Source organism: Streptomyces sp. NPDC030296, assembly GCF_055572815.1.
In genome coordinates this window covers 363,658-376,596 of sequence record NZ_JBVICQ010000004.1, presented here as the reverse complement: position 1 = coordinate 376,596, position 12,939 = coordinate 363,658, and the positions used below count along the sequence as shown (strand labels likewise).

General features: G+C 73.8%; 11 protein-coding genes and 1 pseudogene. 5 read left to right on the top strand and 7 right to left on the bottom strand.

Annotation, left to right across the window (positions count from 1 at the left end; genetic code table 11):
* Positions 1–14 precede the first annotated feature (14 nt).
* From ACZ4Z3_RS13615 to ACZ4Z3_RS13595, 5 genes and pseudogenes are all read right to left on the bottom strand, one after another.
* Positions 15–1,271, bottom strand: a pseudogene (locus ACZ4Z3_RS13615) (lysylphosphatidylglycerol synthase transmembrane domain-containing protein); the annotation flags it as partial.
* Positions 1,272–1,378: 107 nt separating this feature from the next.
* A complete protein-coding gene (locus tag ACZ4Z3_RS13610; protein ID WP_468501115.1) occupies positions 1,379–2,437 on the bottom strand; it encodes a class I SAM-dependent methyltransferase in 1,059 nt (352 codons plus the stop codon).
* Complete coding sequence (locus ACZ4Z3_RS13605; RefSeq protein ID WP_468501114.1) at positions 2,434–3,675, bottom strand: glycosyltransferase family 4 protein; 1,242 nt, start codon at positions 3,673–3,675, stop codon at positions 2,434–2,436. The genes ACZ4Z3_RS13610 and ACZ4Z3_RS13605 overlap by 4 nt, the downstream gene beginning before the upstream one ends.
* On the bottom strand, positions 3,672–4,070 hold the full coding sequence (locus ACZ4Z3_RS13600; RefSeq protein WP_055519615.1) for a 6-pyruvoyl trahydropterin synthase family protein: 399 nt from the start codon (positions 4,068–4,070) through the stop codon (positions 3,672–3,674). Before ACZ4Z3_RS13600 ends, ACZ4Z3_RS13605 begins: the two co-directional genes overlap by 4 nt.
* Before the next feature lie 166 nt (positions 4,071–4,236).
* On the bottom strand, positions 4,237–5,217 hold the full coding sequence (locus ACZ4Z3_RS13595) for a zinc-dependent alcohol dehydrogenase (protein ID WP_468501113.1): 981 nt from the start codon (positions 5,215–5,217) through the stop codon (positions 4,237–4,239).
* Positions 5,218–5,325: 108 nt separating this feature from the next.
* On the opposite strand from ACZ4Z3_RS13595, the gene ACZ4Z3_RS13590 reads away from it, so the two are divergent.
* Positions 5,326–6,144 carry a CDP-alcohol phosphatidyltransferase family protein gene (locus ACZ4Z3_RS13590; RefSeq protein WP_468501112.1) on the top strand — a complete coding sequence of 273 codons (819 nt, stop codon included), beginning with the start codon at positions 5,326–5,328 and terminating at the stop codon, positions 6,142–6,144.
* A 25-nt stretch (positions 6,145–6,169) separates the two neighbouring features.
* Here the strand turns inward: ACZ4Z3_RS13590 and ACZ4Z3_RS13585 are convergent, their stop codons facing one another.
* A complete protein-coding gene (locus ACZ4Z3_RS13585; RefSeq protein WP_468501434.1) occupies positions 6,170–7,102 on the bottom strand; it encodes an NADP-dependent oxidoreductase in 933 nt (310 codons plus the stop codon).
* Positions 7,103–7,227: 125 nt separating this feature from the next.
* On the opposite strand from ACZ4Z3_RS13585, the gene ACZ4Z3_RS13580 reads away from it, so the two are divergent.
* Positions 7,228–8,190 (top strand): GlxA family transcriptional regulator, encoded by a 963-nt coding sequence (locus ACZ4Z3_RS13580; RefSeq protein ID WP_468501111.1) that lies wholly within the window; start codon positions 7,228–7,230, stop codon positions 8,188–8,190.
* Positions 8,191–8,209: 19 nt separating this feature from the next.
* Here ACZ4Z3_RS13580 and ACZ4Z3_RS13575 read toward each other — a convergent pair whose 3' ends face one another.
* A complete protein-coding gene (locus tag ACZ4Z3_RS13575; RefSeq protein ID WP_099966282.1) occupies positions 8,210–9,238 on the bottom strand; it encodes a LacI family DNA-binding transcriptional regulator in 1,029 nt (342 codons plus the stop codon).
* 135 nt (positions 9,239–9,373) lie between these two features.
* Between ACZ4Z3_RS13575 and ACZ4Z3_RS13570 the strand changes: the two genes are divergently transcribed.
* The 3 genes from ACZ4Z3_RS13570 (at position 9,374) to ACZ4Z3_RS13560 (ending at position 12,530) form a co-directional block, all read left to right on the top strand.
* On the top strand, positions 9,374–10,540 hold the full coding sequence (locus tag ACZ4Z3_RS13570) for a phytanoyl-CoA dioxygenase family protein (RefSeq protein ID WP_468501110.1): 1,167 nt from the start codon (positions 9,374–9,376) through the stop codon (positions 10,538–10,540).
* A gap of 138 nt (positions 10,541–10,678) precedes the next feature.
* Entirely contained in the window at positions 10,679–11,440 is a 762-nt protein-coding gene (locus ACZ4Z3_RS13565) for an SDR family oxidoreductase (RefSeq protein ID WP_468501109.1), read from the top strand.
* A gap of 79 nt (positions 11,441–11,519) precedes the next feature.
* Positions 11,520–12,530: a Gfo/Idh/MocA family protein gene (locus ACZ4Z3_RS13560; RefSeq protein WP_107461655.1), complete on the top strand. Its 1,011-nt coding sequence runs from the start codon at positions 11,520–11,522 to the stop codon at positions 12,528–12,530.
* Positions 12,531–12,939: the final 409 nt, after the last annotated feature.

Genomic DNA, 12,939 nt, shown 5'->3' with positions numbered 1-12,939 from the left:
GCCGCCGCGAAGCTGAGCACGCCGTAGACGACGGCCACGGTCAGGCCCTGGGAGGCACCCAGGCCGGCCGCGCCGAACGACCAGGCGGTGACGCCCTCGCGGGGGCCCCAGCCGCCGACGTTCAGCGGCAGGCTCATGGCGATCAGGGCCAGCAGCGCGAGCGGCACGAGGGCCGCCGGGCCCGCGGAGGTGCCGGCGACACGAGCGGCGAGCAGGAACATCGCCACGTACCCGGCCAGCACCACCACGGAGGAGATCAGCACCGCCGGGCCGCTGTCGCGGTTCAGCAGGGCGCCGCGCGCCTCGGTGAGGGCGGCGCGGACCCGGCCGCCCCGGCCACGCTCGGGACGCGGCTTCCGGCCCATCCGCAGCGCCGCCCAGATCGCGGTCGCGCCCAGGGTGACCAGCGCCAGGGCGCCCGCCGTGTGACGGGTCTGCTCCAGCACCGGTGAGGGCATGGTCAGCAGGACCGCCACGCCCACGACGGCCAGCACCAGCTGACCCGCCGTCCGCTCGATGACCACCGCGCGCACGCCGCGCCCCATGTCCCCGGAGCTCTGCCCGTGCCGGACGGCCCGGTGCACATCGCCGAGGACACCGCCGGGGAGCGCCGCGTTGAGGAACAGCGCCCGGTAGTAGTCCGCGACGGCCGGGCCGAGCGGCAGCCGCAGGCCCAGCGCCCCGGTCACCGCGCACCAGCGCCAGGCGCTGACCACGGTCGTCAGCACGCCGATGCCGACGGCGGCGACCAGCGTCCCGCCGTCGATCCGCCGCAGCCCGTCCACGAACACACCGGTCCCGAGCCGCCACACGACGACCACGAGAATGATCGTTCCGGCGATGCTCCCGAAGTGGGCGCGCAGGGTGCGGAGCACCTTGTGGGCGGCACGGGGGCGCGTCTCGGCCGGGGCGTCGGCCTCTGCCGGGAGGACGGCTGCCGGAGCGCCGGGCGCGCCCTCGCCCGGCAGCGCGTGCGGTGCCGGACGGCCGGATGCCGCGTCCGGGGCCCGGTGGCCGTCGAACGGCTCGGCGGGCGCCGCCGTCACGGGCGTGTGGCCGGACAGCGGGGCCGAGGACGCCCGGGGTGCCCGGACCGGACCCGCCGAGGGGCGGCGGGCGGCCGGGCTGACCACGGTCGGGGGCTTCGCCGGGGCGGGGTGCGCGGCGGCGGCGCCGTGGGCTTGCGTGCGGGTGTCGGCCGGTGTCGCGGTGGCCGGCGCCTCGGTCGGCGTCCGTTGGCGCGGGAGGGTGACGGGCGCGGTGGTGCGCATGCGCGCCCGCGCCGACGGGGTGCTCGCCCGCACACGGGCCCGGACCCCCTTCGGCCGTACCCGGACCCGTCGTTCGCCCGCCGGCGCGCGGGTGTCCACCGGCGCCGTCATGAGGTGCCGCCCGTCGGCCGGGGCAGGGCCAGGAGGTCGCTGTGGTGGAGGGTGACGCGCAACTCGCCCGCCGCGCAGGCCGCCAGACGGTCGCGGAGGTAGGCCTCGGCGCGCTCGGTGAGTTCGGGGCGCTGTTCGCAGGCCGCGCCTACCCAGCCGCGCAGCCACTCCTCGGTGAGGGCGATGTGCCGCTCGTCGAGCTGCCAGGGGCTCGGGTGGACCCGGACCGTGGCGCCCCGCTGGGCGAACGCCTCGCAGGCCACGGTGATCGCGTCGGGGCCGAGCAGCTCACTCGCGCGCTGGTGGGCGTTGAACGCCTCGGCGATCTCCTGGTCCATGGGGTGGGCCGGTACGAGGTCGGCCCGGCCGACGACGGAGAGCGTCAGCAGCGCGGGCACTCCGGCGTCCGCGCAAGCCCCGGCGAGCGCCTCGATCTCCTCGCGGGTGAGGACGTCGAGCAGCGCGGACGCGGTGACGAGGGAGGCGCCGGCCAGGTCGTCCGCCGTGAGCCGCCCGATGTCGCCGCGCCGGGTGGTGACCGTGACGGGGCTGCCGTCGGCGCCCGCGCGGGGCGCCCGCTCGATGGCCAGCCGCAGCAGGGCGGGGTCCTGGTCGTGCAGGACCCACTGCTGGGCGCCGTCGAGCCGCGGCGCGAGCCAGCGGCCCATCGAGCCGGTGCCGCAGCCGAGGTCGTGGACGACCAGGCCGGTGGCGCGGCGGGGCAGGTTCGCGAGACGTATGCGCAGCGGGTCGAGCAGGTCCGTCGCGCGCGCGGCGGCGTCGGCGCTCTCCCGCAACTCCAGCCACTGCGGGGCGTACTGATGTCCCTCGGCCGCCGGGGTGTCACCACCCCGCCCCGCCATGCTGAGCGCGGCACCCGAGGCGGAGGCCGCGGCGAGCACGGACACGCCCGCGACGGGAGCCGCCCCACCCGCGGTGGACGCAGTCCCACCCGCGGGGCGCGGGGTGCCCGCGGGTATGCCCGGGGAACCCGCCGCGCCCGAGGACGCGGCCGTCGCGGTCGTCGTGGTCGCCGTCGAGGCTGAAGTGGTCATGCCGCCCTCCGGGGTTCGTGGCGCAGTCGTCCGAGGACGTGGGCCAGGCTGCGGGCCGTGGTCGCCCAGCCGTCGAGCGCGGCACGGCGGCCGCGCGCCGCGGCCTTCAGCCGGCGCCGCACGTCGGCCTCCCCGAACCAGCCGCGCAGTTCCGACGCGATGGCCGCGGGGTTCTCCGGCGGGACGAGGATGCCGGGCACGCCGCCGTCGGGGGCGCGGCCGACGGCCTCCGGGAGGCCGCCGACGTCCGTGGCGAGTACGGGGATGCCTCGGGCGAGGGCCTCGGTGACGGCCATGCCGTAGGTCTCCGCGTACGAGGTGAGGACCATCAGGTCGGCGGAGGCGTAGCTGGCGTCGAGTTCGGCGCCCGCCTGCGGTCCGGCGAGGTGCAGCCGGTCCTCCAGGCCGAACTTGGCGACGAGGCCCCGGATGTGGTCGACGTACTCGGGGTCCTGGTCGATGCCGCCGACGAGGACGCAGCTCCATGGCAGGTCGGTGACCGTCGCGAGGGCCTCGACCAGCCGGTGCTGCCCCTTGCGCGGGGTGACCGCGGCGACGCACAGCAGCCGGGAGACGCCGTCGGTGCCGGAGGCGAGGGGGGCGATGTCGGCGCCGGGGGCGGCGACATGGACCCGCTCGGGGGCGAGGCCGTGGTGGGACACCAGTCGGCGGACCGCCCAGTCGCTGGTCGCGATCACGGCGGACACGCCCCGCAGGGTCGTGCGCTCCTTGGCGTCGAGGTCGGCGGCCACGTCCGGCTCCAGGCCGGTCTCGTCGCCGAGCGGCAGATGCACCAGGACGGCCAGGCAGAGGCGTTCGGCCTCGGGGAGGATGATCTCGGGGACCCCGCAGGCGACGAGTCCGTCCAGGAGGACGACCGTGCCGTCGGGGAATTCCCGGAGCGTACGGGCGAGTTCGGCGCGGGCGTCCGCGTCGGGGCGCGGCCAGCTGCCGGGAAGGGCGTGCTGGTGAACCTGCCAGCCGAAGCCGGGCAGATCGAGGCAGATCCGGCGGTCGTAGGCGTTGCCTCCGCTGGGGCGGGCCACGTCGTTGACGCCGCCCGGCATCACGAAGTGCACGGAGCGCAGCGACATGGGCACGATCGCGGCGTTCTTCAGCGCCGCGTTCTGCACGGGCACGTAGCCGAGCCTCACTTGCTCTCCCCCGTCGGCCTGGGCGGCGCCGCTTGCCTGGGCGGCGGTGCCGAGGTCCGCCCGTTCGATGGTCGTGTCGGTCACAGGGCACGCTCGTAACTCGCCCAGGCGATGTGTGATTCGTGCAGGGTGACCGTGATGCCCGCGATGCCCTTGGCGTTCTCGCCCATGGCGCCCTTGTGGATCCGCTCGGCGAGCCGGTCCGCGATCACCTTCGCGAGGAACTCCGTCGAGGTGTTGGTGTTCGCGAAGTCGGGCTCGTTGTCGAGGTTGCGGTAGTTCAACTCGCTCACCACGGCACCCAGCTCCTGCGTGGCCAGCCCGATGTCTACGACGATGTTGTCGTCGTCCAGCTCGGCGCGCCGGAAGGTGGCGTCCACGAGGAAGGTGGCGCCGTGCAGGCGCTGCGCGGGTCCGAAGACCTCCCCGCGGAAGCTGTGGGCGATCATGATGTGATCGCGGACGGTGATGCTGAACAACGGACGACCCTCCAGTGCGGTACGTCTGCCCCCGGGCCGGGGCATGCCGTGTAGTACGGCTGCTCCCTACCCGTTGTTCAGCCGAGTTTTGCGGTTTCTTGGAGGTCAGCGTTCCGTCGGGGCAGTTCAGGGACGGGTGGGGCGGGAGCGCTGACCGGTCAGTGGGTCACTCGGCGGCGTACCGTACCCGATGGCAGAGCCCCGGCAGCTCTCCGCTCGCGAGCCTCGGCAGCACGTCCGGGAGTTCGTCGAAGGCACACTCCCCCGTGACGAGCGCGTCGAAGCGTGCGTCGGCGAGGAGTTCGAGGGCGAGCGCCAACCGGTCGGCGTAGGTGCGGCCGGGGCGTGCGGCCGGGGAGACGGTGCCGACCTGGCTGCTGCGGATCGTGAGCCGGCGCGAGTGGAAGGCCTCGCCGAGGGGCAGGGAGATCCGCCGGTCGCCGTACCAGCTCAGTTCGATGACGGTGCCCTCGGCGGCGAGCAGGCCGAGCGAGGTGACGAGGCCCTGTTCGCTGGCGCTGGCGTGCACGACGAGGTCGCACTCCCCGAGCGCGTCGCCGGGCAGCGCGAAGTCCACACCGAGGGCGCGGGCGATGTCGGCGCGCGCGGGGTCGGCGTCGACGAGTTGGACCCGGACACCGGGGTACCGGGCGAGGAGGGCGGCCACCGAGCAGCCGACCATGCCGCCGCCGACGACGGCGATCCGGTCGCCGACGAGGGGCGCGGCGTCCCACAGGGCGTTGACGGCGGTCTCGACGGTGCCGGCGAGGACGGCGCGGGCCGCGGGGACGGACTCCGGCACGACGGTGACGGCGCTCGTCGGGACGACGTAGCGGCTCTGGTGCGGATACAGGCAGAACACGTTCCGGCCGACCAGTGCGTCCGGCCCCTCTTCGACCCGGCCGACGCTGAGATAGCCGTACTTCACCGGGGCCGGGAACTCCCCTTCCTGGAAGGGCGCGCGCATGGTCGCGTGCTGGTTCTCGGGTACGCGACCGCTGAACACGAGGGTCTCCGTGCCACGGCTGACACCCGTGTACAGCGTGCGGACGAGCACCTCGCCGTCGGCCGGGGCGGCGAGCCGCTCCTCGCGGATCTCGCCCTGTCCCGGGGCGCTGAGCCAGAAGGCGCGGGCTGTGTGTTTCATAGGGGTCTCCGTGAACGGTCGGGCGGTTCTCCACGTACGCAGCGGTGGAAGTCGCGGAACGGTACGCGGCGGAGATCGACTCTTCCACACACGTTCGGAAGGTTTGCGGTGGCCCTGAACAACACTTACGACGGCCGGCTGGTGCTCTCTGAGACGGCGGTGGGCGCGGGCGCCCAGGTGCTGCTGCTCGCCTTCCTGGGTACGGCGATCGGACTGGGTCCCGCGGGCTGGCTGACCGGGCTGGCGTTCGCGTTCGCCACCTGGGCGGTCCTCAACCGCGCGCTGCTGCGCACCCGGCCCCGCTCCTTCGGCCCCGCGAACCGGGTCACGCTCGGCCGGGCGGTCCTGGTCGGCGCGGTCACCGCGCTGGTCGCCGACTCCTTCCAGAGCTCACCGCCCGTCTCGCTGTTCGTCGGCCTGACCGCCGTGGCCCTGATACTCGACGGCGTCGACGGCAAGGTGGCCCGGCGCACGGGCACGTCGACCGCGCTGGGTGCCCGCTTCGACATGGAGGTCGACGCGTTCCTGATCCTGGTGCTGAGCGTGTACGTGTCGATGGCGCTCGGTCCCTGGGTGCTGCTGATCGGCCTGATGCGGTACGGCTTCGTCGCCGCCGCCAAGGCCATGCCGTGGCTGAACGGTTCCCTCCCGCACAGCATGGCCCGCAAGACGGTCGCCGCGATCCAGGGTGTCTTCCTGCTGGTCGCCGCCTCCGGACTGCTGCCGTACGCGGCGAACTTCGCGGTCGTCGCGGTGGCGCTGGGCTCGCTGGTCTGGTCGTTCGGGCGGGACATCGCCTGGCTGTACCGCAACCGTGAGGGCCAGGAGACGGCGACGGCCACGGTGACCGTGCCGGAGCAGGTGACCGTGGCCGTGACCGTGGAGGCCCCGGCGGAGCGCCGCGAGGCCCAGCTGGTGTCGAGCTGACGCCGGGTGCGCCCGGCGGCGGGACTCAGTCCACCGTGAGGACGATCTTCCCGGTGGTCCGGCCGGTCTCCCCGTGGGCGTGTGCCTTGCCCGCCTCGGCGAGCGGGAAGGTGGCGTCGACGCGGGCGCGCAGCTTGCCCCCGGCGACGAGGTCGGCGACGGCCCGCATCCCCGCCCGGTCCGCCTCGACCAGCAGCACCGCGAGCCGCGCCCCCAGCTCGGCGGCCTTCCTCGCGTCGTCCTCGAAGGCCACCGGCACGATCGTGACGAGGGTGCCACCCGGACGCAGGACGTCCAGGGAACGGGTGCGGACGTCCCCACCCAGGGTGTCCAGGACCACGTCGACGTCCTTCACCCGCTCGGCGAAGTCCTCGGTCCGGTAGTCGATCAGCTCGTCGGCGCCCAGTTCACGCAGCAGGTCGTGCTTGCCGGCGCTGGCCGTCCCGATGACGTACGCGCCCCTGGCCCTGGCGATCTGCACGGCGAGGTGCCCCACTCCCCCGGCGGCCGCGTGGATCAGCACCCGCTGACCGGGCCGTACGTCGGCGGTGTCCACGAGCGCCTGGTACGCGGTGAGCGCGGCCAGCGGCAGCGCGCCGCCCTCGACATGGCCGATGTTCGCCGGCTTGTGGGCGAAGGCACGGGCCGGTCCCGTGACGTACTCGGCGTAGGCGCCCGCCCCGTGCGGGTAGGGCAGCATGCCGAACACCTCGTCGCCCGGCTGGAAGAGGGTGACCCCGAAGCCCACCGCCTCGACGACGCCGGAGACGTCCCAGCCCAGTACGGGCAGCGGGTCCGGTACCCACAGTCCATGGGCGCGGTTCTTCCAGTCGGTCGGGTTCACACCGGCCGCGTGGACGCGGACGAGGATCTCGCTGAGGCCGGGCGTGGGACGCGGCCGGTCGACCTCCTTCAGTACCTCCGGTCCGCCGAAGTCGTCCTGGCTGACGGCACGCATGGTGCCGTGGTTCACGTTCGTTTCCGTCATGGCGTCCAGCCTGCGTGCGGGGCCGCTCCCGCGACAATGGCACGATGGTCATCATTCGATGGGATCGTGCCACGTGTCGTGACAGACTGTCCTTCATGACGTCCCCGCACCGTGTGGTGGTCCTCGCCCCCGACCGGGTCTACCCCTTCGAACTCGGCATGCCGAGCCGTATCTTCGGCTCGACCGACGGCCTGTACGAGGTCCTGACCTGCACCGCGGACGGCCGGCCGGTGCGTTCGGCCGCCGACTTCACGATCTCCGTGGAGCACGGCCCGGAGGTGCTGGACACCGCCGACACCGTGATCATCGCCTCGTTCGGTCCGTTCCCCGCGGCCCTGGGGCTGCTGTCGTCCGAGCTTCCCGACCCTCTGGCTGCGGCCCTCGGGCGGATCCGGCCCGGCACCCGGCTCGTGTCCATCTGCACCGGCGCCTTCGTGCTCGCGGCGGCCGGTCTGCTGGACGGCCGGCCCGCCACCACGCACTGGTCGCTCGCCGACACGTTCCGCGAGCACTTCCCGAAGGTCCATCTGGACCCGGACGTCCTGTTCGTGGACGACGGCGACATCCTCACCTCGGCGGGCGCCGCGTCCGGCATCGACATCTGTCTGCACCTGGTGCGCAAGGACCACGGCAGCGAGGTCGCCAACCGGGTGGCCCGGCGGTGCGTGGTGCCGCCGTGGCGGGAGGGCGGCCAGGCCCAGTACATCGAGCAGCCCGTCCCCCAGGACGCGGCGAGCGGTACGGCCGCCACCCGCGCGTGGGCCCTGGAACGCCTCGATTCCCCGCTCACCCTGACGGACCTGGCCCAGCACGCCCGGATGAGCCTGCGCACCTTCGCCCGCCGCTTCAACGACGAGGTCGGTATGAGCCCCGGCCGCTGGCTCGTCCAGCAGCGGATCACCCGCGCCCGGCACCTCCTGGAGTCCACGGACCTGTCGGTCGACGAGATCGCCGGCCATGTCGGCTTCGCCACCGGCACCTCCCTGCGCCAGCACCTGCACGCGGCGATCGGGGTGTCCCCCCTGGCCTACCGGCGCACGTTCCGGACCGGCGTCTGAGAGCGCTCGGGCCCGTCGGCTATCCGTTGCCCGGCGGCATGTTGTACGGGGTGACCACCTGGATCGCCGACGGCAGGGACGGACCCTCGTCCGGGAGGGCCTGGTGGGCGCGCATGATGGTCTGACAGGCGCGGCGCAGGTCCTGGCGGAGGTCGTGGTGGAGCACCGCGGACAGCCGGCCGGCCCGCAGCAGCCGGGTGTTGTCGTGGTCCAGGTCGTGCGCGACGAAGACGTGCGGCTCCCGCCCCGCGGCGGCGAACGCGTCGAGCGTCGCGGTGTTGCCGCCGCCGATCGAGTAGACGGCGGCGAGGTCCGGCTCCCGCTCCAGCGCGTCACGGACCAGGTCCCGCTGCGTGGCGTCGAGGCCGTCGCTGTCGGTGACCTCGACGAGTCGCCGGGCCGGTTCGGCGGCCCGCATCGCCGCCCGGAACCCCATCTCGCGCTCCTCCTCGTTGCGGTAGAAGCCCCGGCTGATCGTCACCAGGACGGCGCCGGGCCGGTCGCCGAGCCACTGCCGGACCAGATAGGCGGCGGTCGCCCCCGCGGCCCGGTTGTCGATGCCGACGTACGCGCTGCGCGGGCTGCTCGGCAGGTCCGTCGCGAGGGTGACGACGGGGATGCCGGCCGCGACCAGCCGTTCGATGGCGGCGGTGACCTCGGGGACGTCGGGGGCCTTGAGGATCACGCCCTGCGAGCCGCGCCGCCCGATCCGGTCGAGCATCCGGACCATCTCCGAGGCGGGCCCGGTCTCCCGGAAGTGGAAGCGGGAGCGGACGACTGCCGGGTGCAGGGACGGCAGTTCGGCCTCCAGGGCCTCCCGCACGGCCGTCGAGAACCGGTCCGGCGACTGCATCACGATGTCGACCATGAACGTACGGCCGCCGATGCGCACCTGGGTCCGCTGCCGGTCCAGGTCCTTGATCGCCTGCTCGACCTCGCGGGCAGTGCTCTCCCGTACCCCGCCGCGGCCGTTGAGGACCCGGTCGACCGTGGCCAGGCTCAGCCCGGCCTGACGGGCGATCTCACGGATCGTGTAGGGGTGTCCCATGGCTGCGTTCCCGGCTGTGGATGAGGGGTTTTTGAGGGGCTGCTGAGGGTTGAATGAGGGTGGTCCGGGCCCAAGACTGACAGAGACGGCGGCGCGACGAAAGACCGGCCGACCAGACCAGGGAAAGGACCCGGCATGGCCCTCACCGCTGCGGGCTCGGCGATCTGGCTGTCCGAGGAGGACTGCGACCTCGTCGCGTTCCGCGCCCTGGTCGAGCGCACCACCGATCCCCGCGACCACCCGTACGCGGAGGGCGTCGAGCGGAACGTCCCCGTCTACGACAGTGAGCGGCTCCGCGCGGCGGCGGACCGCCGCGCCGTGCAGGTCGAGCTGGTCCGGGCGATGCTCGACGGTCCCGGTGTCGTCGTCCTCAAGCGGGCCTTCCCGGACCCGCGGGTCGTGGACGCGGCCACGGCGGCCTTCACGGCACTGATCGAGGAGGAACGGGCCTCCGGGTCGGCCCGCGGCGACCACTTCGCGAAGCCCGGCGCCAACGACCGGGTGTGGAACGCGCTGGAGAAGACGGCCCTGCGCGCCCCGGAGGCGTTCGCCGACTACTACGCCAACGACATGCTGGCACTGGTCTCCGAGGCGTGGCTCGGCCCCGGCTACCAGGTGACGTCGCAGATCAACGTGGTCAACCCGGGCGGCGCGGCGCAGAGCCCGCACCGCGACTACCACCTCGGCTTCCTCGGCCGGGAGCAGGCGGCCGGGTACCCGGCGCACGTCCACCGCCTCTCCCCCGTGCTGACCCTCCAGGGCGCGGTCGCCCACTGCGACATGCCCGTCGAGTCCGGCCCGACCCTGTACCTGCCGTACTCACAGACGTACGAGCCGGGCTACCTGGCGTGGCGGCTGCCCGAGTTCACCGCGTACTTCGACGCCCACCACGTGCAGCTCCCGCTGGAGAAGGGCGACGCGGTCTTCTTCAACCCGGCGCTGTTCCACGCCGCCGGGCACAACCGGTCGACGGACATCCGGCGGATGGCGAACCTGCTCCAGGTCTCCTCCGCGTTCGGCCGGGCGATGGAGACGGTGGACCGCGAGGCCATGGCGAACGCCGTGTTCCCGGTCCTGCTGGCACGCAAGGCCGAGGGCACCCCCGAGGACGCGCTGCGCCGCGTGGTCGCGGCCACCGCCGAGGGTTACGCGTTCCCCACGAACCTGGACCGGGACCCGCCGGTCGACGGACTCGCCCCGCCCTCCCAGGCGGACACGCTGTGGCGTGCGGTGGCGGAGGAGTGGAGCCCGGCGCGGCTGCGCGAGGAACTACGGGCCGGCGCGGAACGACGCGGTACCTGAACCGCGGAGGCCGTACGTGAACCGGCCGGCGCGTCACCTGAACCGGCCGGCGCGGTACCTGAACCGTCGGCGCCGGTTTCGCCGCCCGCACCGCCCGTCGGCCGAAGCGCCGCGCTCGAACGAAAGGAAGCACCCCGGATGGCACTCCTGGAGGACAAGGTCGTCCTCGTCAACGGCGGCAGCCAGGGCGTCGGCGCGGGCATCGTCCGCGCGGCCCTGCGCGAGGGCGCGACCGTCGCGTTCACGGGCCGCCGCGCCGAGGTCGGCGAGAAGCTGGCGGCGGAGACCGGCGCCACGTTCGTACGGGCGGACCTCGCCGACCCTGAGCGGGTGCGCCGCAGCGTGGACGAGGTGATCGCGGCCCACGGCCGGGTCGACAGTCTCGTGAACGCGGCCGGGCTGACCTCGCGCGGCTCGCTGCTCGACACCTCGCCGGAGCTGTTCGACGCGCACATCGCGATCAACCTGCGCGCCCCCTTCTTCGCGATGCAGGCGGTGGTGGCGCATCTGGTGGCCCGCGGGGCGCCCGGCACGATCGTCAACATCGGCTCGAACTGCGCGCACGGCGGCCCCCCGTACCTCGCGCCGTACTCCGCCGCGAAGGCCGGCCTGGCCGGCCTCACCCGCAACGCCGCCCACGCCCACCGCTGGGACCGGATCCGGATCAACGACCTCAACATCGGCTGGACGGAGACCGAGGGCGAGGACGCGATCCAGCGGGAGTTCCACGGCGCGGGCGACGACTGGCGGGAACGGGCGGCCGAGCGGCTGCCGATGGGGAAGCTCGGCCAGGTCGACGAGATCGCCGACTTCGTCGTGTTCCTGCTGTCCGACCGCAGCGGTGTGGTCACCGGTTCACTGATCGACTGGGACCAGAACGTGGTCGGCGCGACCGACTGACCCTTTGACCTGCACGTACCCTTCTCTTCCTCTTCCTTCCCCTCCTTCTCCGCCGTACATCTGAAAGGGACACTCGATCATGCGCATTGGCATCCTGGGGCTGGGCCGTATCGGCGCCTTCCACGCCGGGACACTGTCCGGGCTGGACGTCGTGGAGGAGCTGGTGGTCTCCGACCCGGTGGCCGCGGCGGCGGCCTCGGCGGCGGAGAAGTTCGGCGCCACGGTCGCCGACTCCCCGGAGGCGGTGTTCGCCTCCGGGATCGACGGAGTGGTGATCACGGCGGCGACGGACGCGCACCCCGGACTGATCCTCGCCGCCGTCGAGGCGGGCATCCCCGTGTTCTGCGAGAAGCCGGTGGCGAAGACGGTGGAGGACAGCCTCACCGTGCTGCGCGCCGTCCGGGACAGCGGCATCGAGGTGCAGATCGGCTACAACCGCCGCTTCGACGCCGGCTGCATGACCGCGCGTGAGGCGGTACTCAGCGGTGAGCTGGGCGCGCTGCACACCGTGCGGTCGACGACGCTGGACCCGGCTCCGCCCCCGGCGGCGTACGTGGCGGTGTCGGGCGGCATCTTCCGGGACTGCGCGGTGCACGACTTCGACATCGTGCGCTGGGTGACGGGCCGCGAGGTCGTGGAGGTGTACGCGACGGGCGGCAACAAGGGCGCGGAGTACATCAAGGAGGCCGGTGACGTCGACACGGCGTCGTCGCTGCTCACCTTCGACGACGGCACGATCGGCGTCATCTCCAACACCCGCCACAACGCCCGCGGGTACGACGTGCGCCTTGAGGTGCACGGGATGAAGGACAGCATCGCGGCGGGCCTCGACGGCCAACTCCCCCTCCGCTCGGCGGAGCCGGGCGTGACCTTCCCGGCGGGTCCGCCGCACAACTTCTTCATGGACCGCTTCGCCCCCGCCTACCGCGCCGAACTCACCGCGTTCACCGAGGTCGTCGCGGGCACCCGCCCCTCCCCCTGCACGGTCGCCGACGCGATCGAGGCCAGCTGGATCGCCGAGGCATGCACCCTGTCGGTCGCCGAAGGCCGCCCGGTCCGGCTGGAGGAGGTCCGCAAGAACGCGAGCTGAGCGCCTTCAGCGCCGGTCGGGGGCCTCGCCGGGCGGGGCCCCCGCCGACCGAGCGCCCGCTGCCGGGCGGGGCAGGGTGGGACTGTACGGCCCGGCGCCTGACCGAGCCGGGCGCTTGCGCGGCGAAGCGTCCCCACCCCCGCCCGAGCGGTGCGGCAGATCGGGACAAGCACACCACCCGACCGCAAGGCCCCGCCATCGGGGCGAGCACACCACACGGCCAACCAACAGCGCCACCCCGCCCGGCCGCGCCGCCCACACGGCCTGCCGACCCCGGCAAGCACCCAGCGCGGTCCCGCCGATCCCGGCGAACACCCAGCCCGCCGCGCAGTCCCGGCCCGCCCCCTCGCGACCGAGCCGCCCAAACGCGATTCCCGCCCCGCCCCCTCACCAGACACCACCCCTGCTT